This window comes from Spirillospora sp. NPDC029432 (assembly GCF_040703975.1).
In the GTDB taxonomy this organism is placed as follows: Bacteria; Actinomycetota; Actinomycetes; order Streptosporangiales; family Streptosporangiaceae; genus Spirillospora.
Map to the genome: position 1 here is coordinate 1 of NZ_JBEZWH010000053.1, position 16,700 is coordinate 16,700.

The 16,700-nt window shown below is 73.7% G+C and carries 21 protein-coding genes and 3 tRNA genes; 12 read left to right on the top strand and 12 right to left on the bottom strand.

What is annotated here, in order from left to right:
- The 6 genes from AB0881_RS30785 to AB0881_RS30810 form a co-directional block, all read left to right on the top strand.
- On the top strand, nt 1-827 hold an 827-nt coding region (locus AB0881_RS30785), incomplete at its 5' end, for a cellulose binding domain-containing protein (protein WP_366622521.1).
- 29 nt (nt 828-856) lie between these two features.
- Nucleotides 857-1,621, top strand: coding sequence for a fumarylacetoacetate hydrolase family protein (locus AB0881_RS30790; protein ID WP_366622523.1), 765 nt, complete (start codon nt 857-859; stop codon nt 1,619-1,621).
- 83 nt (nt 1,622-1,704) lie between these two features.
- Nucleotides 1,705-2,340 (top strand): DUF2461 domain-containing protein, encoded by a 636-nt coding sequence (locus AB0881_RS30795; protein ID WP_366622525.1) that lies wholly within the window; start codon nt 1,705-1,707, stop codon nt 2,338-2,340.
- Between the two features lie 89 nt (nt 2,341-2,429).
- Nucleotides 2,430-2,501 (top strand) — tRNA-Gln (locus AB0881_RS30800).
- A gap of 29 nt (nt 2,502-2,530) precedes the next feature.
- Nucleotides 2,531-2,603: transfer RNA gene (locus tag AB0881_RS30805), tRNA-Glu, on the top strand.
- 163 nt (nt 2,604-2,766) lie between these two features.
- Nucleotides 2,767-2,839: transfer RNA gene (locus AB0881_RS30810), tRNA-Glu, on the top strand.
- 140 nt (nt 2,840-2,979) lie between these two features.
- On the opposite strand, the gene AB0881_RS30815 is transcribed toward AB0881_RS30810, so the two are convergent.
- From AB0881_RS30815 to AB0881_RS30860, 10 genes are read right to left on the bottom strand one after another with little or no spacing between them, the layout of a single operon-like run.
- On the bottom strand, nt 2,980-3,591 hold the full coding sequence (locus AB0881_RS30815; protein WP_366622527.1) for a TetR/AcrR family transcriptional regulator: 612 nt from the start codon (nt 3,589-3,591) through the stop codon (nt 2,980-2,982).
- Nucleotides 3,588-4,430, bottom strand: coding sequence for an LLM class F420-dependent oxidoreductase (locus AB0881_RS30820; RefSeq protein ID WP_366622529.1), 843 nt, complete (start codon nt 4,428-4,430; stop codon nt 3,588-3,590). The genes AB0881_RS30815 and AB0881_RS30820 overlap by 4 nt, the downstream gene beginning before the upstream one ends.
- A gap of 8 nt (nt 4,431-4,438) precedes the next feature.
- Nucleotides 4,439-5,101: a PaaI family thioesterase gene (locus AB0881_RS30825; protein WP_366622531.1), complete on the bottom strand. Its 663-nt coding sequence runs from the start codon at nt 5,099-5,101 to the stop codon at nt 4,439-4,441.
- 58 nt (nt 5,102-5,159) lie between these two features.
- The gene (locus tag AB0881_RS30830; RefSeq protein WP_366622533.1) at nt 5,160-5,555 is read right to left on the bottom strand and encodes an NUDIX domain-containing protein; all 396 of its coding nucleotides are present in this window, start codon (nt 5,553-5,555) and stop codon (nt 5,160-5,162) included.
- Between the two features lie 4 nt (nt 5,556-5,559).
- On the bottom strand, nt 5,560-6,342 hold the full coding sequence (locus tag AB0881_RS30835; protein ID WP_366622535.1) for an SAM-dependent chlorinase/fluorinase: 783 nt from the start codon (nt 6,340-6,342) through the stop codon (nt 5,560-5,562).
- A gap of 12 nt (nt 6,343-6,354) precedes the next feature.
- Complete coding sequence (locus AB0881_RS30840; protein WP_366622537.1) at nt 6,355-6,651, bottom strand: DUF202 domain-containing protein; 297 nt, start codon at nt 6,649-6,651, stop codon at nt 6,355-6,357.
- Nucleotides 6,648-7,013, bottom strand: coding sequence for a DUF202 domain-containing protein (locus AB0881_RS30845; RefSeq protein WP_366622539.1), 366 nt, complete (start codon nt 7,011-7,013; stop codon nt 6,648-6,650). Before AB0881_RS30845 ends, AB0881_RS30840 begins: the two co-directional genes overlap by 4 nt.
- 47 nt (nt 7,014-7,060) lie before the next feature.
- Nucleotides 7,061-7,690 carry a MerR family transcriptional regulator gene (locus tag AB0881_RS30850; RefSeq protein WP_366622542.1) on the bottom strand — a complete coding sequence of 210 codons (630 nt, stop codon included), beginning with the start codon at nt 7,688-7,690 and terminating at the stop codon, nt 7,061-7,063.
- A 59-nt stretch (nt 7,691-7,749) separates the two neighbouring features.
- On the bottom strand, nt 7,750-10,083 hold the full coding sequence (locus AB0881_RS30855; protein ID WP_366622544.1) for a glycoside hydrolase family 3 C-terminal domain-containing protein: 2,334 nt from the start codon (nt 10,081-10,083) through the stop codon (nt 7,750-7,752).
- Between the two features lie 10 nt (nt 10,084-10,093).
- A complete protein-coding gene (locus tag AB0881_RS30860) occupies nt 10,094-10,816 on the bottom strand; it encodes an IclR family transcriptional regulator (protein WP_366622546.1) in 723 nt (240 codons plus the stop codon).
- 97 nt (nt 10,817-10,913) lie between these two features.
- Here AB0881_RS30860 and leuC point away from each other — a divergent pair, with 97 nt between their 5' ends.
- From leuC to AB0881_RS30880, 4 genes are all read left to right on the top strand, one after another.
- Nucleotides 10,914-12,311, top strand: a complete 1,398-nt coding sequence (leuC, locus tag AB0881_RS30865) for a 3-isopropylmalate dehydratase large subunit (RefSeq protein WP_366622548.1) — start codon at nt 10,914-10,916, stop codon at nt 12,309-12,311.
- A 14-nt stretch (nt 12,312-12,325) separates the two neighbouring features.
- Nucleotides 12,326-12,919 carry a 3-isopropylmalate dehydratase small subunit gene (gene leuD, locus AB0881_RS30870; RefSeq protein ID WP_366622550.1) on the top strand — a complete coding sequence of 198 codons (594 nt, stop codon included), beginning with the start codon at nt 12,326-12,328 and terminating at the stop codon, nt 12,917-12,919.
- Between the two features lie 84 nt (nt 12,920-13,003).
- A complete protein-coding gene (locus AB0881_RS30875; protein ID WP_366622552.1) occupies nt 13,004-13,237 on the top strand; it encodes a hypothetical protein in 234 nt (77 codons plus the stop codon).
- 157 nt (nt 13,238-13,394) lie between these two features.
- Nucleotides 13,395-13,673: an HU family DNA-binding protein gene (locus AB0881_RS30880; protein ID WP_131758296.1), complete on the top strand. Its 279-nt coding sequence runs from the start codon at nt 13,395-13,397 to the stop codon at nt 13,671-13,673.
- Nucleotides 13,674-13,757: 84 nt separating this feature from the next.
- On the opposite strand, the gene AB0881_RS30885 is transcribed toward AB0881_RS30880, so the two are convergent.
- Together AB0881_RS30885 and cofC are read right to left on the bottom strand one after the other, a co-directional pair.
- Complete coding sequence (locus AB0881_RS30885) at nt 13,758-13,976, bottom strand: hypothetical protein (RefSeq protein WP_366622555.1); 219 nt, start codon at nt 13,974-13,976, stop codon at nt 13,758-13,760.
- 39 nt (nt 13,977-14,015) lie between these two features.
- On the bottom strand, nt 14,016-14,705 hold the full coding sequence (cofC, locus tag AB0881_RS30890; protein WP_366622557.1) for a 2-phospho-L-lactate guanylyltransferase: 690 nt from the start codon (nt 14,703-14,705) through the stop codon (nt 14,016-14,018).
- An 82-nt stretch (nt 14,706-14,787) separates the two neighbouring features.
- On the opposite strand from cofC, the gene AB0881_RS30895 reads away from it, so the two are divergent.
- Nucleotides 14,788-15,579, top strand: a complete 792-nt coding sequence (locus AB0881_RS30895; protein ID WP_366622559.1) for a lysophospholipid acyltransferase family protein — start codon at nt 14,788-14,790, stop codon at nt 15,577-15,579.
- A 109-nt stretch (nt 15,580-15,688) separates the two neighbouring features.
- Nucleotides 15,689-16,678, top strand: coding sequence for an NAD(P)H-dependent glycerol-3-phosphate dehydrogenase (locus AB0881_RS30900; protein ID WP_366622624.1), 990 nt, complete (start codon nt 15,689-15,691; stop codon nt 16,676-16,678).
- Nucleotides 16,679-16,700 lie beyond the last annotated feature (22 nt).

Here is a 16,700-nt window from a genome sequence, read left to right on the forward strand (position 1 = left end):
CGCCCGCCGCGCACCACGAGTCGGCGCCGCCCGCCGAGGCCGCGCCGCCGCCCGTGCCGCCGGTGCCTTCTGAGGCGCCCACCCCGCCCACCGGCGCCCCGCCGCCGCTCCCGGTCGGCTTCCCGCAGCCCGCCGCGTCCCCCTCGGGTGGCCTCCCGCCGGGACCGCCGCCCGCCGCGTCCCCGTCCGGCGGCGTGCCGCCGTCCCAGGGCAAGGGGAGGCGGCCGCTCCTGCTGGCCGCCGCCATCGCCGCGATGCTGATCGTGGGCGCCGGCGCCATCGTCGCCGCCATCGTCCTGTCCGGCGAGGACAAGCCCGCGACCCGCGGCGGCCCCGCCGCCGGGCCCGCGGAGTCCACCGCACCGCCCGCCACGCCCACCGGCACGGCCGCGCCGACCGGAACGGCCGCGCCCGCCGCATCGCCCGGCGCCACGGCCCCCGGCGCGGCACCCGCGCCGACGCAGTCCCCGGGCGCCCCCATACCGGCGCCCACCACCGCCCCGGTCGGCCCCGTCGTCCCGGGCAAGGGCATCAGCTACCAGCTCGTCCAGCGCGACCCCGGCTACTACGAGGGCAGGTTCGTCATCACCAACCGGTCGAGCAGGCCCCTGAAGGACTGGAAGATCACTTTCACCGCCCCGGGCGGCAACGTGAAGAACATCTGGGGCGCGCGGCTCGTCCGCAAGGGCGGCACGGTCGAGATCCGGCCCCTCGAGAACGCCCCCGCGATCCAGCCCGGCGCCACCTGGGACGTCCAGTACGGAGCCGAGGGCGCCGCGGCCGACCCGAAGGACTGCGAGCTCAACGGCAAGCCCTGCGGCTTCTGACAAACGACACCCGTACTAGGCTCGACGCCATGCGTATCGCGAGGTTCTCCACCGACGAGGGCATGTCCTTCGGGGTGGTGGAAGAGAACACCATCGCCGCGGTCGCGGCCCACCCCTTCGGGGAGCTGACGTTCACCGGGCAGCGGTTCCCGCTCGCCGACGTGCGGCTGCTCGCCCCGATCCTGCCCAGCAAGGTCATCGCGATCGGCAAGAACTACGCCGATCACGCCCGCGAGATGGGCGGTGAGCCGCCGGCCGAGCCGGTGATCTTCAGCAAGCCGTCCACCGCGGTGATCGGCCCCGGCGAGGCGGTCGCCTACCCCGAGAAGCTCAGCGAGCGGGTCGACTTCGAGGGCGAGCTGGCCGTGGTCATCGGCCGGATGTGCCGGGAGGTGCCCGCCGCCCGCGCCGCCGACGTCATCCTCGGCTACACCGTCGCCAACGACGTCACCGCCCGCGACCTGCAGAGCAGGGACGGGCAGTGGACGCGGGCCAAGGGCTTCGACACCTTCTGCCCGCTCGGCCCCTGGATCGAGACCGAGGCCGACCCGGCCGACCTCGCGATCACCACCACCGTCAACGGGGAGACCAGGCAGGACGCCAGGACGTCCCTGCTGCTGCACGACGTGCCCGCGCTCGTCGAGTACGTCAGCCAGGTCATGACGCTGCTGCCCGGCGACGTCATCCTGACCGGGACCCCCGCCGGCGTCGGCCCCCTGGAGATCGGGGACGAGGTCACCGTCACCGTCGAGGGCATCGGCAGCCTCACCAACCGCGTCGTCGCCCGCGACTGAACCCGGCACACTCCGCCGTCCCCGGCGCGCTTGTCGTACGGCCTCCCTACCCTGGTACGGAGGCCGTACGGCAAGGAGAGATCATGGCATTCGCGGGTTTCAGTGACGAGACCTTCGCCTTTTACGAAGGACTGCTCGCCGACAACTCCAAGACTTACTGGACCGCGCACAAACCCGTCTACGAGAGCAGCGTCCGCGAGCCCCTGGCCGAACTGTGCGCCGAACTCGAAGCGGAATTCGGCCCCGCCAAACTCTTCCGCCCGTACCGCGACGTCCGGTTCTCCCACGACAAGACCCCGTACAAGACCCACCAGGGCGCGCACGCCCTCGGCGGCCTGTACGTCCAGGTCGACGCGGACGGCCTCATGGTCGCCGGCGGCATGTTCGCCCCCGATCCCGACCGGCTCCGCCGCTACCGCGCCGCCGTCGACGCCGACTCCAGCGGCAAGGAGCTGGAGGCCATCGTCGACCGCCTCCGCGCCGCCGGCCTGGAGATCGCCGGCGACCGCCTCAAGACCCGCCCCCGCGGCACCGACCCCGGACACCCGCGCCTCGACCTGCTGCGGCACCGCTCCCTCTACGCCCACGAGGGCTGGCCCGCCGACCCCTGGATGCACACCCGCGAGGTCGCCGACCGCGTCCGCGACTCGTGGCGCCGCCTCCGCCCCCTCGTCGAGTGGGGCAACACCCACCTGGACCCGCCGGGCGACGGCGCCTAATCGTTTTGGTCGAACTCCCAAGGTCCTGTATTCTCTTCGAGGCGCGAGCGACCCGGAGGATCCCGATCCGAAGGGCCCGCTTACCGCACTGGGGTATGGTGTAATCGGCAGCACGACTGATTCTGGTTCAGTTAGTCTAGGTTCGAGTCCTGGTACCCCAGCTGTTCCGGCCGCTTGACGGGCCGGACACGCCCCCGTCGTCTAGTGGCCTAGGACGCCGCCCTCTCAAGGCGGTAACGGCGGTTCGAATCCGCTCGGGGGTACGCGGGACATCCTGCTCGTCGCCTTGATCGGCGACTTCGCCGGGTCTCGGTGTTTGCCCAGGGGGGCGACCCCCTGGAACCCCCGGGTGAAGGCTTCGCCTTCATGTGAGGGGTTGCGCAGGTCGTTCGAGTCGATCCCAGGTTTTCCTGGGGTCGGTTGCATGCCCCCGTCGTCTAGTGGCCTAGGACGCCGCCCTCTCAAGGCGGTAACGGCGGTTCGAATCCGCTCGGGGGTACTTCGGATCTCCTGCTCGTCGCCCTTGCGGGCGACTTCGCCGGAGGATGTGTTCTCCCAGGGGACGACCCCTGGAACCCCGATGTGAAGGCTCCGCCTTCACCACGGGCCGGGATCGTGATCCCGGCCCTTTCGCGTTGGTCAGGACAGGTACGCGGTGATGGCCTCGGAGAGGCCGCGGCGGGACTCGTCCACGTCGGTGAAGGTGCTGAGGTTCTGCTCGTCGCGGAGGCCGCGCAGGGCCGCGGGGAGCAGGCCGCGGATGCGGGCGAGCCTGGTCCTGTCCACCAGGACGCCGTCGAACGCGCGGTCGCAGGTGGCGGACCACTCGGCGTCCCAGGTGGCCAGCGCCGACGCCGTGCGGGGGTACGCGGCCTCCAGGTCCCGCGGGCGGTGGGGGAGCGCGGTGCGCAGGTTGGTCACCGCCTTCGAGGCCGGGCGTTCCAGGGCGTTCCAGAGCATCTCGACCACGGCGTCGACGCGGGCGGCGAGGGTGGCGTTCTCGGGGACCTCGGGGAGCACGGTCTCCCACTTGGTGCCGATGTACTCCAGCATCGCCGCCCACAGGCCGTCCGCGTCGCCGAACTGGTGCTGGATCGTGCCCCACGTCACGCCCGCCTCGCGGGCGACCAGGTTGGCGCTGACCGCGTCCGGGCCGCCCTCCGCCAGGCAGCGGATGGCGAGCCTGAGCAGTTGCTCCCGGGTCTCCAGGCCCCGGCGGTTGAGCTTGGTCCCCTTGGCGCTCAGCGTCATCGGACGCGGCCGGCGAGCCGGCCGATGAACGCCGTCACGTCGTCGGGGGACTTGTCGGGCAGGCCCCAGATGACGTCGGTCACGCCGGCGTCCGCCCAGCGGGCGATCTCGTCGCGGTCGGGACGGCTGGTGGCCAGTAGGGCGATGTCGGGCGCGCCCGCGCGGCCGGCGGCCGTCCAGGCCTTGTGGAGGTCGGCGGCCTTGGCGGGGACGTCCTGCTCGATCGGGGTGGTCATCCAGCCGTCGGCGTTGGCGGAGATCCACTCGAAGGTCTTGGGGCCGGCTCCGGCGCCGATGAGGACGGGGACGTGCGCCTGGGCGGGCTTCGGCCAGGCCCACGAGGGGCCGAAGGCCACGAACTCGCCTTCGTAGGAGGCCTCCTCCTGCGTCCAGAGGGCGCGCATGGCCTCCAGGTACTCGCGCAGGACGGTCCTGCGCTTCTTGGCCGGTACGTGGTGGTCGGCGAGCTCGTCGGTGTTCCAGCCGAAGCCGGCGCCGAGGGTGACGCGGCCGCCGGAGAGGTGGTCGAGGGTCGCGATCGCCTTCGCGAGCGTGATCGGGTCGGACTCGACGGGGAGGGCGACCGCGGTGGCGAGCCGGATCCGGGTGGTGACGGCGGCGGCGGTGGCCAGCGAGACCCAGGGGTCGAGGGTGCGCGTGTAGCGGTCGTCGGGGAGCGTCTCGTCGCCGGTGCCGGGGTGGGCGGCGTCGCGGCGGACGGGGATGTGGGTGTGCTCGGGGACGTAGAAGGTGTCGAAACCGGCGTCCTCGGCCGCCTTGGCGGCCCGTGCGGGCGCGATGCCGCGGTCGCTGGTGAACAGGACGATTCCGTGGCGCATGGTTCTCCCTAGAAGTGGCCGCGGGCCCAGCGCGGGACGATGAAGACGCCCTCGGCCTCGACGGTGGGGCCCTCGGCGTCGGCGATGGAGGCGGTCACGTAGGACTTGAGGCCGTCGACGCGGTCGACGCGGCCCTCGGCCCGGAGCGGGCCCAGCGGCGTCCCCCGCAGGTAGCGGAGCGTCAGCGTGCCGGTGGCGGTCGGGCGGCCGCCCTGGCTGGCGGTCTCGCCCATGAGGTGGTCGAGGATCATGGCGAGGACGCCGCCGTGGACGTTGCCGGGCGGGCCCTCGTACGCGGCGCCCAGCTCGAACGCGGCGCGCGCGCCGTCGGGGCCGTGCTCGATCACCAGCGGCGGCGCGATGGCGTTGCGCAGCCCGATGACCGCGTTGCCCCACGACCAGCTGCGGCCCGACCGGTTGAACCTGATGCCGAACGGTCCGTCGGTCTGCCGTTCCCGCAGGCGGGCGGTGACGGCGTCGATCTCGGCGCGGGCCCGCTCGATCGCCGCGTCGTCGACCTGGGTGCGGATGACGGCGTCCATCAGCTCCCGGACGCTGCCGGCCAGGGGGCCGTAGAGCGCCTCCAGCCGGTCGACCTCCTCGGAGGGGATGTCCTCGACGTGGAAGCCGCTGCCGCTGAGCGCGCTCAGTTCCTGCTCTGTCAGATTCATGGTCCGAGCATCATCACATTGAACCCTCGATGTGAAAAGGGGGACAAGTGGGGAAGTCTCAGGAGAGCAGGCCCTTGGCGGTGGCCAGGTCCAGGGCGGCCCGGGCGGCGGGGGCGAGGAGGGCGCGGTCGGGCGTGCCGATGTAGCGGAACTCGTCCACCTCGCCGGTGGCCCGGATCTCGCCCGCGTACGCGGCGGTGAAGCAGGCCATCCGGACGTGCGTGTGGGCGGGCTGGTCGTGCGCGGCGGCGCGGACGACGCCCAGCTCGCGGAACGAGGCGGGGTCGAGGTCGAGGGCCAGCTCCTCGCGCACCTCGCGGGACAGCGCCGACCAGTCGTCCTCGCCGGGCTCGCGCTTGCCGCCGGGGAGGTAGAGCAGGTCGCGGCCGCGGGAGCGTACGGCCAGCATCCGGTCCCGGGAGACGTGCACCCAGGCGACGACGTCGAGATCCATGCGATCAGTCTGCCCGGCGGAGGGTGAGGACGGCGCCGGCGGCCAGGCCGTAGCGGTCGGCGGCGGAGCCCTGGTTGACCGCCAGGCCGAGCTGTCCCGAGGAGTCCTCCCAGATGAGCGGGGTTCCGGTGGGGACGTCGCCGTAGGTGGAGGCGAACGGGACCGTCTCGGTGGCGGCCAGCGGTGTGCCGGGTGCCACGGGGCCGAGGGCCCGTTCGAGGTCCGCGGGGGTCGCGGAGAGGATCAGGCTGCCGAAGCGGTCGGTGTAGAGGACCGTGGTGCGGAGTCCGCCGTCCTCGATCTCGGGGGCCGGGATGTCCGGCCGTACGAGGTCGCCGGCGCGGGGGCCGAGGTCGGCGATGTCCGTGCCGGTGGCGAGGTGGGCGGCGGCGGGGGAGAAGATGTCGCGGCCGTGGAAGCTCGCCGAGATCTCGGGCAGGCGGTACGCGGGGTTCGCGAGGACGTGCGCCCGCTCCAGGCCGCCGAGCCGCTCGGCGGCGGGGACGAGCAGGCCGTTGTCGGGGCCCACGAGGGTGTCGCCGCGCCCGGTGCGGACCGCGACCGGGCGGCGGGGCGTGCCGACGCCGGGGTCCACGACGGCGACGTGCACGCCCACCGGCAGGTACGGGAGGGACTGCCGCAGCAGCAGCGCGCCCTCGACGATCGCGTACGGGGTGACCTCGTCGCTCAGGACCAGGACGGTGCCGCCGGGCGCGATCCGGTGGATCACGCCGGCGCAGACGGCGGTGTACGCGTGCCCGAAGTCGGTGGTGAGGCTGACGAACATGGCCCCAGGGTCTCAGGCCAGCGCGAGGAGCAGGCCGGTGAGTCCCAGCAGGACGGTGACGGCCGTGGCCAGGGCGACCGAGACGGGGTCCACGGCCGGCGGCGCGGAGGTGCGCCTGACGTGCTGCTTCTGGGTGCGCCGCAGCTGGAGGGAGACGGCGCCGCAGACGGCCGCGGCGGCCAGCGCGGCGCTGGGGGCGGTGGGGGCGAAGCGGACGCAGAGCAGCCCCGCGACGATCAGCGAGAGCGTGGTGCGCGACCAGGCCAGCGCGGTGCGCTCGGGCTGGGCGCCGGGGTCCCAGAGCCTCATCGGGTGGCCAGCAGGGCCGCCAGCAGCACGACGGCGGCCGCGGCCAGGCCGTACGACATGATCGGGGCGAGCCGGGGCGGCGGCAGCGTCTGGCCGCGGCGCAGGGCGCGCTCGGTGCGCAGCCAGCGGCGGAACGCCAGCGCGGCGATCAGCGCGCCGGTGGCGGAGAACGTGATCGCCAGGCCGTTGCGGAGCGGGGCGGCGAGCGCGTCGCCCGCCACCGCCAGTCCGATGCCGCCGGCGATCACGGCCAGCGCGGTGCGGATCCAGGCGAGGAAAGTGCGCTCGTTGGCGAGGGTGAATCGAGGATCGGGGTCCTCGCCCTCGCTGAGGAGCCGGGCGGTCCATCGGGTTTCGGGCATCGAACGTATTTTATGCGACCCAATTCCGACTAATCCGGGTGAAATTCTTAATTCCCATCAAAGTGCCGGGAGGCGGCGTCCTCCTGGGCCAGCCGGTGCAGGGCGGTGAGCACCTGCTCGTACAGGAGCGTGGAGACCAGCAGCGCGTGCACGGAGCGCGTCCCGGGGCCGTCGCGGGCGACCCGCCCGACCTCGTGCTCGGCCATGTCGGCGGCCGCCCGCACGTACGGCCGCAGGTCGGTCAGGGTGATCGGGAAGCCGAGCCGGCGGAGCGCCACGAACGTGCGGGCGAGCAGGTCGCGGGCCGGCGCGTGCGGGCTGACCTGCCAGCCCAGCTCCCGGACGAGCGCGTCGACGTCCTCCCGGGCGGCCCGCCAGTGCGGGTCGTCGGGCACCGCGACGTGCGGCCCGATGGCGTGCTGGGCGGCGCCTAACAGCTCGTGCGGCCCGGCGCCGCCGTCCTCCACCGCCGCCAGGATCCGCCGGATCGCGGCGACCGGCAGGTCGCCGACCTCGCGCAGCGCGCGGATGAGGCGCAGCCGCTCCAGGTGCCCGGCGCCGTACTCGGCCCGCGTGGCCCCCGCGGCCGTGCCCCTGGGCAGCAGCCCCTCGCGGATGTAGAACTTGATCGTCTGAACGGTGAGCCCGCTGCGGTCGCTCAGTTCCGAAATCTGCATGCCCGAGAACCCCCTTCGGCACCCCATTCCTAGCGCCATTCCGGTGCTCGGTACCCGCACTATCCAAAGGGGGTCGCGGGTATCTCCGTGTCGAGGCGGAGGTCGGCGACGGAACGGCCGGCGTGGAGGCGGTACGGGCCTTCCAGGCGCGGGTCCAGGGCGACCGGGACGGTGATCGTCTCGCCGGGACCGGCCGTCGCGGCGGCGAAGCCGGCGAGGCGGACCGGAAGGGCGGGGCCCGAGGCGTAGCACTGGACGATCTCGCGCCCCGGCCGGTTGCCGGTGTTGCGGACCGTCACCTCGGCGGCGCCGCCGGCCGCGGTCACCGACTCGTACTCCCAGGTGGTGTAGCCGAGGCCGTGGCCGAACGGGTACGCGACGTCCTCGGGGACGTAGTGCCGGTAGCCGATCGCGGTGCCCTCGGCGTACTCCAGGGTGCCGTCCGGGCCGGGGAGCGGGGACAGCACGCCCGTCCGGGTGACCGGGAACGTGGTCGGCAGCCGGCCGGCGGGCTCGGCGGCGCCGGTCAGCACGTCCGCGATCGCGTCGCCGCCCTCCTGGCCGGGCAGCCAGGCCCACAGGACGGCGGCGACCTCGTCCCGCCAGGGCATCAGCACCGGGGCGCCGGCGTTGACGACCACGACCGTGCGGGGGTTGGCGGCGGCGACGGCCGAGACCAGCTCGTCCTGGCGGCCGGGCAGCGCCAGGTCCGTCCGGTCGAAGCCCTCGCTCTCCACGTCGTCGTTGGTGCCGACGACCACCACGGCGGTCCCGGCGGCGCGGGCGGCGGCGACGGCGGCGGCCAGCTCCTCGTCCTCGGACATGCGGGGCTCGTGGTGGCCGATCCCGAACGCGACGGCGAACGCCTCCCCGGGCAGGGTGTGGCGCAGCTCGACCGGCACGGGGCGCCCGGCGGGCAGCTCCACCCGGACGCGGTGCTCCGGCGGCTTCATCAGCGCCTCGACCATGTCCCCGCCCACGGGGTCGAGCGTGACCCGGTGGACGTCGTCACCGACGCGCAGCTCGAAGTCGCCCGTCCCGGCGGCGGCACAGGTGTGGACGCCGCCCGCGGCCGGGGTGAGCGTCGCGCTGATCGTGATCTGGGCCGTGCCCTCGGGGATGCTCTCGGCGAACGCGAGGAGGTGCGCGGTCCGGCGCTCCTCGGAGCGCAGGACGGCGCCGGCGGCGTCCAGGTAGTCGACGCGGGCGGGGGCCCGCAGCGGCGCGAGCCGCTCGTGCGGGAACACGCCGGCGTGGACGGTGATCTCCGCGTCCGGGCCGAGCGCGCGGCGGAGCCCCTCGTACGGCGTCACGACATGGTCCGGGTCCACGTGCGCGCTGCCGCCGCCCTGCGGGTTGAACCGGACGGCGTTGGGCCCGATCAGCGCGACGCTCCGGGTCGCCCGCAGGGGCAGCGTGCCGTCGTTGCGGAGCAGGACCATCGACGTGGCGGCCAGCCGGCGGAGACGGTCGCGGGCGTCGTCCGGCGTGGTGGCGGGCGGCGGGGCGGGGACGCCTTCGAGGGCGCCGACGCGGGCCGCGAGGCGCAGCACGCGCAGGACCTTGTCGTCGATCAGCTCCTCGGGGACGCGCCCCGCGCGGACGGCGGCGGCCAGATTCTCCCGCCACGGGCTCCACGGCAGGCCCGGCATCTCCAGGTCCGTGCCGCCCAGCGCGGCGGCCTCGGTGGAGCGGACGGCGGTCCAGTCGGAGACCACCACGCCGTCGAAGCCCCACTCCTCCTTGAGGAGACCGGTCAGCAGGGGGCGGTTCTCGGTCATGGTGGCGCCGTTGACCCGGTTGTACGCGGCCATCACCGCCCACGCGCCGGCCCGTACCGCCTCCTCGAACGGGCGCAGGTACAGGTCGGCGAGCGTGCGGTCGTCGATCCGGGCGTCGTACGACATCCGGCCGGTCTCGGAGTCGTTGCCGACGAAGTGCTTGACGGTGGCGGCGACCCCGGCCGACTGGACGCCGCGGACGAACGCCGCCGCGATCCGGGCGGTGAGCAGCGGGTCCTCGGAGTAGTTCTCGAAGTGCCGGCCGCCGAGCGGGGTGCGGTGCAGGTTGAGTGTGGGCGCCAGCAGGACGTGCACGCCCTTGTCGCGGGCCTGGGCGCCGGTGAGCCGCCCTGCCTCCGCGGCGAGTTCGGGGTCCCAGGTGGCGGCGAGCGCGGTCGGGTTGGGGAACAGCAGGCTCGTGTCCCGCCCCCAGACGGTCCCGCGCACGCCGGACGGGCCGTCGGACAGCACGATCCGGGCGAGGCCGATCTTCCCGGCCGGGTGCAGGGTCCAGAAGCCGTCCCCGGTCAGGAGGCGCACCTTCTCGTCGAGGGTGAGGAGCGCGACCCGCGCGCGCAGGTCGGCCTCGGCCCCGCCGGTCTCGCCCTTCATGGCCGCCTCCTCAGCGGACGGTGGTGCGGCGCATCGACTCGGAGATCTTCTCGGCGGCGGCCATCACCGGCCCGGCGTGCATCCGGCCGGGGGAGCGGGAGAGCCGTTCGAGCGGGCCGGAGACCGAGACCGCCGCGATCACCCGGCCGCCGGCGCCGCGGACCGGCGCCGAGACAGAGCCTACTCCCTGTTCGCGCTCGCCTACGCTCTGTGCCCACCCGCGCCGCCGTACGGACGAGAGCGTCGTGGCCTCGAACTTGGCGCCGCGCAGCCCCCGGTGCAGCCGGTCGGGCTCCTCCCAGGCCAGCAGGATCTGCGCGGCCGACCCGGCGGTCATCGGCAGCGCCGCCCCGACCGGGATCGTGTCGCGCAGGCCGCTGCTGCGCTCGGCGGCGGCCACGCAGACCCGCACGTCGCCCTGGCGGCGGAACAGCGAGGCGCTCTCGCCCGTGAGATCGCGCAGCTGCGCCAGGATGGGCTGCGCGATGGCCAGCAGCCGGTCCTCGCCGGCCGCCACGGCCAGCTCCGCCAGCCGCGGGCCGAGGACGAAGCGGCCCTGGCCGTCGCGGTGGACGAGGCGGTGGTGCTCCAGCGCGACGGCGAGCCGGTGGGCGGTCGGCCGGGCGAGCCCGGTGCTCTGGACGAGCTGTGCGAGCGAGGCCGGACCGGCCTCCAGCGCGTTCAGAACGAGAACGGCTTTGTCAAGTACGCCGACTCCGCTAGAGTTGTCCATGCCTTGATATTGTCGTCTCGCAGATTGAGATGCAAGCCGAGGTGACCGAGACCACGGAGCCCCGTGGCGCCAGTTTCAAGCAGACGAGGTGGGAGCGATGGGCCGCACACTGGCCGACAAGGTGTACGACGCGCACGTCGTACGACGTGCCGAGGGCGAACCGGACCTCCTCTACATCGACCTGCACCTGGTCCACGAGGTCACCAGCCCGCAGGCGTTCGACGGGCTGCGGATGAACGGCCGCAAGGTCCGCCGCCCCGAGCTGACGATCGCCACCGAGGACCACAACGTCCCGACCACCGACCTGCTCAAGCCGATCGCCGACCCGGTGTCGCGCACCCAGGTCGAGACGCTGCGCAAGAACTGCGCCGACTTCGGCGTCCGGCTGCACCCGATGGGCGACGACGGCCAGGGCATCGTGCACGTCATCGGCCCGCAGCTGGGGCTGACCCAGCCGGGCATGACCGTGGTGTGCGGCGACTCGCACACCTCCACGCACGGCGCGTTCGGCGCGCTCGCCCACGGCATCGGCACCAGCGAGGTCGAGCACGTCCTGGCCACCCAGACCCTGCCGCAGATCAAGCCGAAGATGATGGCCGTGACCGTGGACGGCGCGCTGCCCGAGGGCGTCACCGCCAAGGACCTGATCCTGGCGATCATCGCCCGGATCGGCACCGGCGGCGGCCAGGGCCACATCATCGAGTACCGCGGCGAGGCGATCCGGTCGCTGTCGATGGAGGGCCGGATGACGGTCTGCAACATGTCCATCGAGGCCGGCGCCCGGGCCGGGATGATCGCCCCGGACGAGACCACGTTCGAGTACCTCAAGGGCCGCCCGAACGCCCCCCAGGGCGAGGACTGGGACCGCGCCGTCGAGTACTGGAAGTCGCTGCGCACCGACGACGACGCGGTCTTCGACAAGGAGGTCGTGATCGACGCGGCCGAGCTGACGCCGTTCGTCACCTGGGGCACCAACCCGGGGCAGGGCCTGCCGCTGGGCGAGTCCGTCCCCGACCCCGCCTCGTTCGCCGACCCGGTCGACCGGCAGGCGGCCGAGCGGGCGCTGGAGTACATGGGCCTGACCGCCGGCACCCCGCTGCGCGAGATCAGGGTCGACACCGTCTTCGTCGGCTCCTGCACCAACGGCCGCATCGAGGACCTGCGCGCCGTCGCCGGGATCCTGGACGGCCGCAAGGTCGCCGACGGCGTCCGGATGCTGGTCGTCCCCGGCTCGATGAAGGTCAAGAAGCAGGCCGAGCAGGAGGGGCTGCACGAGGTCATCTCCGCGTCCGGGGCCGAGTGGCGCGAGGCCGGCTGCTCGATGTGCCTGGCGATGAACCCCGACAAGCTCACGCCGGGCGAGCGCAGCGCCTCGACGTCCAACCGCAACTTCGAGGGCCGGCAGGGCCCGGGCGGCCGCACCCACCTGGTGTCGCCCGCCGTCGCCGCCGCCACCGCCGTGACCGGCACCCTGACCGCGCCCGCCGACCTCTGAGGGATCCCACGACCATGGAAGCGTTCACCACCCACACCGGCCGCGGCGTGCCGCTGCGCCGCAGCAACGTCGACACCGACCAGATCATCCCGGCCGTCTGGCTCAAGCAGGTCAGCCGCACCGGCTTCGACAAGGGGCTGTTCTCGGCCTGGCGCGAGGACCCGGAGTTCGTGCTCAACAGGCCCGAGTACGCGGGCGCCAGCGTCCTGATCGCCGGGACCGACTTCGGCACCGGCTCGTCCCGCGAGCACGCCGTCTGGGCGCTCCAGCAGTACGGCTTCAAGGTCATCATCGCGCCGCGGTTCGGCGACATCTTCCGCAACAACTCCACGAAGATGGGGCTGCTGCCGGTGGTCCTGCCGGTCGAGACCGTCGAGGCGCTGCAGGCCCGCGCCGAGGCCGACCCGGCCGCGGAGATCACCGTGGACCTGGCGGCCCGCGAGGTGCGGGCCGGCGACATCACGGCGCCGTTCGAGATCGACGACTACACGCGCTGGCGGCTCATGGAGGGCCTGGACGACATCGGCCTGACGCTCCGGTACGCCGACGACATCGCCGCGTACGAGCGCGACCGCGCGCCCTGGATGCCGGTCACCGCGGACCGGTAGGACCCCCGCCTGTACGAGCGTGTCTCCGCACAGAGGACAATTCCTTGTAGTGCGGAGACACGCTCGACGCTTTGGAGGGTTGCATTGAGCACGGTCCCATGGACCGGACCCGAGTACGACGATCCGGCGCTGGCGTGGCTGGCCGAGCAGCTGAAGGTGGCCCACCGGCTGGTGGCGCCGCTGCCGCCCGAGCCCCGGCGGCGGCTGATCCGCCAGCTCCTGGCGATCACCGATCTGGCCAAACGCGACCCCGGCCTGGCCTCCCGCAGGCTGGAAACATTCCTCGCCGATTTCCGCCGGGCGCCGGAGGGCCGCTAGCGTGCGGGGTGGCCGGATCCGGTCCGGCGCCCGGCGAGACGGGGGCGAGACCGACCAAAACGCCTGCGACACGGCAACTATTGCTTGCAGGTGATTGTGTCGGTGCTATGGGTCCCTTAGTTTCGTTCGGGCAAGGGGGGAACTAGAGGAGTAACCCATGAACAAGCGTGAGCTGGTCGACGCCATCTCTGACCGGCTGGGCAGCAAGAAGGCCGCAGCCGAGGCCGTCGACGCGATCCTGGAGACGATCCAGACCGCCGTCGCCAAGGGCGACAAGGTCGCGATCACGGGGTTCGGTTCGTTCGAGAAGGCCGACCGGCCTGCCCGTACGGCTCGGAACCCCGCGACGGGCAAGACCATCGACGTTCCCGCGACGTCCGTGCCCAAGTTCAAGGCGGGCGCGGACTTCAAGAACCTCGTGGCGGGCAAGAAGTAACGCCCTCGTCAGCGCCCGGGGCCGCACTGCGCGGCCCCGGGCGCTCGCGTGTGTCCGGGGTCCGCCGCGGCCCGTCCCGGCCGGCTACCCGGGCCGTTCGGGAAGCGGGAACGTCGACAGGGTGATCGCGCGGACCCGCCCGTCGTCCTCGCCCACGGCCAGGTTGACGCGCTGGCCGAAGCGCAGCAGCCGCAGCCCGCCCGCGGCGAACGCCGCGGCGTCGAAGGGCAGCTCGGTCCCGTCGTCGAGCAGGACGCTGCCCGTACGGGTCTCCGCGTCGTAGGTGCGCACCGTCCCCTGCATGCCGGCCAGCCTAGCCGGGCGGAGTCCGGCGGCGGGGGCTCACGCCGGGGCGCGCAGCGCGGGCAGCAGCGCGGCGACCGCGGCCGTCCGCGGGCCGGTGCCCAGCTCCAGCGCGGCGCGCAGATCGTCCAGGGTGTCCACGTCCCGCCGGACGCTGTCGATGCCGTCCGGCCGCAGCTCCCGCGCCCCGCGCGCCCGGTGCGCGGCCCGCGAGCCGCCGCCGAACGCGGGCGCGAACGGGACGCCCGGCCGCGCCGCGTACAGCGTGGTCCCCACCCCGGCCGCGTCCGGCACGAACGATTCGGGCGCGCGCGCCGCCCCGTCCAGCACCCGGCCCAGCTCGCCGGGGCGCAGCGCGGGCAGGTCCGCGGAGATCGCGCCGATCCCCGTCGCGGGGGCGGCCTCGCGGGCCCGGCGCGCCCCGTAGACCAGGGCGGGGTTCAGCCCCGCGTCCGGCTCGTCGGGGACGATCCGCGCCCCCAGCGCGCCCAGCTCGGCCGCCGGTACCGGGTCGTCGGTGACAACGATCACATGCCGGACCCGGTCGCAGCGCAGCGCCGCGGCCACCGTGTCGGCCGCGACCGCCAGGGCCAGATCCGCGCGGTGCGGGCCGGCCGCGGCCGCCAGCCGGGACTTCGCCCTGGCCAGGACCTTGACCGGGACGACGAGCGACCACTGGAGATGAGGCGCGCCGCGCTCTGCTGTAGAACTGCGCTCTGCTGTAGACATGGCGACTCGACACTATGCGCAGTCGAGCACGACACTTGAGGACGCCCCACGCACACGTGGGCCCGACCGAGGAGGGATGGGCATGAGCCACGCCTATTCGCCGGCATGGCGAAGGTTCACCATCGTCATCCTTCGCCCCCTGCTCCACGGGCTGCTGAAAAGGGACTGGCGGGGGCAGGAGAACGTGCCCCGGGAAGGCGGCGTCATCATCGCCGCCAACCACATCTCCGAGGCCGACCCCCTCGCGCTGGCCCACTTCGTGTACGCGTCGGGCCGCTACCCGGTCTACCTGGCGAAGTCCACGCTGTTCGACGTGCGCTTCATCAGGGCCGTGCTGCGCGGCACCGGGCAGATCCCCGTCTACCGGGACCGGGCCGACGCGGCGCTCGCGCTGGAGGACGCCGCCGAGGCGCTGCGCAACGGCCAGTGCCTGATGTTCTACCCGGAGGGCAGCTGCACCCGCGATCCGGAGCTGTGGCCGATGACCGGGCAGACCGGCGCGGCGCGGATGGCGCTGACCACCGGCGCCAAGGTCGTCCCGGTGGCGAGCTGGGGCGCGCACGAGCTGCTGCCGTACAAGAAGGCCGAGCAGCGCGGGCTTGCGGGTAGTTTGAAGAAGGGCTTCCATCCGTTCCCGCGCAAGCGGATGCGGGTGATCGCCGGTCCGCCGGTCGACCTGTCGCGGTACGAGGGCAGGCCCCTCGGCAAGGACACCTTGCGCGAGGCCACCGACGAGATCATGCGCGCCATCGCCGGGCTGCTCGGAGAGCTGCGCGGCGAGACGCCGCCCGAGGAGCTGTACGACCACCACAAGGTCCTCGAACAGCGCCGGGGGGCGGCGGGCAGGGCGGGCACTGGAGAGGAGGCGTCATGACCGAGCGGAGCGAGGGAATGATCGCGGTTCTTGCCGGCGGTTCTCGGGGGGCGTCTCCCGAGGGGGAGGCACTGTGAGCCTGGCAGCTCGGCCGGCGCGGGCGGCCGTCATGGGCGCGGGTTCGTGGGGGACCACGTTCGCCAAGCTGCTGTGCGACGCCGGGAGCGAGGTCACGCTCTGGGGCCGCCGCCCCGGCCCGGTCCGGGCGGTGAACGAGCGGCACGAGAACCCCGACTACCTGCCCGGCGTCGAGCTGCCGGCGGGCCTGCGCGCCACCACCGACGCGGCCGAGGCCCTGGACGGCGCCGACTTCGTGGCGCTGGCCGTGCCCGCCCAGACGCTCCGGGAGAACCTCGCCGCCTGGGTGCCGCTGCTGCCGCCGGAGTCGGTGCTGGTGAGCCTGATGAAGGGGATCGAGCTCGGCACGTCCCGCCGGATGTCGGAGGTCATCGGCGAGGTCGCGGACGTGCCCGCCGAGCGGGTCGCGGTCTTCAGCGGCCCCAACCTCGCCCGCGAGATCGTCGCCGGCCAGCCCGGCGCCGCGGTGGCCGGCTGCGCGGACGAGGACGCGGCGCTGCGCCTGCAGGCGGCCGCGATGACGCCGTACTTCCGCGTCTACACCAGCACCGACGTGGTCGGCTGCGAGCTGGGCGGCGCGGTCAAGAACATCGTCGCGCTGTGCGTCGGGATGGCGGTCGGGCTGGGCTTCGGCGACAGCACCCAGGCGGTGCTGATGACCCGCGGGCTGGCCGAGATCACCCGGCTGGGCGCCGCGCTGGGCGCCGACGAGCACACCTTCGCCGGGCTCGCCGGGATGGGCGACCTGGTCGGGACGTGCAGCTCGCCGCTGTCGCGCAACCGCACGTTCGGCGAGAACCTCGGCCGCGGCATGACGCTGGACGAGGTGATCGCGGTGACCAGGCAGACCGCCGAGGGCGTGAAGTCCTGCACGCCGGTGCTGGAGCTGGCCCGCAAGCACAACGTGGAGATGCCGATCACCGAGGCGGTGGTGTCGGTGCTGTACGGCGGCGTGCCGCTCAAGGACGCCGCGATGGCGCTGATCTCCCGCTCGCCGAAGGCCGAGCGCTATGGCATGTGAGCCGGCGGCGGGGCGCTCGTGG

Bases quoted from the DNA above. Each gene is read 5' to 3' on its own strand.
- AB0881_RS30790 (WP_366622523.1), top strand. From the start codon at position 857: ATGCGTATCGCGAGGTTCTCCACCGACGAGGGCATGTCCTTCGGGGTG.
- AB0881_RS30795 (WP_366622525.1), top strand. From the start codon at position 1,705: ATGGCATTCGCGGGTTTCAGTGACGAGACCTTCGCCTTTTACGAAGGA.
- AB0881_RS30815 (WP_366622527.1), bottom strand. From the start codon at position 3,591: ATGACGCTGAGCGCCAAGGGGACCAAGCTCAACCGCCGGGGCCTGGAG.
- AB0881_RS30820 (WP_366622529.1), bottom strand. From the start codon at position 4,430: ATGCGCCACGGAATCGTCCTGTTCACCAGCGACCGCGGCATCGCGCCC.
- AB0881_RS30825 (WP_366622531.1), bottom strand. From the start codon at position 5,101: ATGAATCTGACAGAGCAGGAACTGAGCGCGCTCAGCGGCAGCGGCTTC.
- AB0881_RS30830 (WP_366622533.1), bottom strand. From the start codon at position 5,555: ATGGATCTCGACGTCGTCGCCTGGGTGCACGTCTCCCGGGACCGGATG.
- AB0881_RS30835 (WP_366622535.1), bottom strand. From the start codon at position 6,342: ATGTTCGTCAGCCTCACCACCGACTTCGGGCACGCGTACACCGCCGTC.
- AB0881_RS30840 (WP_366622537.1), bottom strand. From the start codon at position 6,651: ATGAGGCTCTGGGACCCCGGCGCCCAGCCCGAGCGCACCGCGCTGGCC.
- AB0881_RS30845 (WP_366622539.1), bottom strand. From the start codon at position 7,013: ATGCCCGAAACCCGATGGACCGCCCGGCTCCTCAGCGAGGGCGAGGAC.
- AB0881_RS30850 (WP_366622542.1), bottom strand. From the start codon at position 7,690: ATGCAGATTTCGGAACTGAGCGACCGCAGCGGGCTCACCGTTCAGACG.
- AB0881_RS30855 (WP_366622544.1), bottom strand. From the start codon at position 10,083: ATGAAGGGCGAGACCGGCGGGGCCGAGGCCGACCTGCGCGCGCGGGTC.
- AB0881_RS30860 (WP_366622546.1), bottom strand. From the start codon at position 10,816: ATGGACAACTCTAGCGGAGTCGGCGTACTTGACAAAGCCGTTCTCGTT.
- leuC (WP_366622548.1), top strand. From the start codon at position 10,914: ATGGGCCGCACACTGGCCGACAAGGTGTACGACGCGCACGTCGTACGA.
- leuD (WP_366622550.1), top strand. From the start codon at position 12,326: ATGGAAGCGTTCACCACCCACACCGGCCGCGGCGTGCCGCTGCGCCGC.
- AB0881_RS30880 (WP_131758296.1), top strand. From the start codon at position 13,395: ATGAACAAGCGTGAGCTGGTCGACGCCATCTCTGACCGGCTGGGCAGC.
- AB0881_RS30885 (WP_366622555.1), bottom strand. From the start codon at position 13,976: ATGCAGGGGACGGTGCGCACCTACGACGCGGAGACCCGTACGGGCAGC.
- cofC (WP_366622557.1), bottom strand. From the start codon at position 14,705: ATGTCTACAGCAGAGCGCAGTTCTACAGCAGAGCGCGGCGCGCCTCAT.
- AB0881_RS30895 (WP_366622559.1), top strand. From the start codon at position 14,788: ATGAGCCACGCCTATTCGCCGGCATGGCGAAGGTTCACCATCGTCATC.
- AB0881_RS30900 (WP_366622624.1), top strand. From the start codon at position 15,689: ATGGGCGCGGGTTCGTGGGGGACCACGTTCGCCAAGCTGCTGTGCGAC.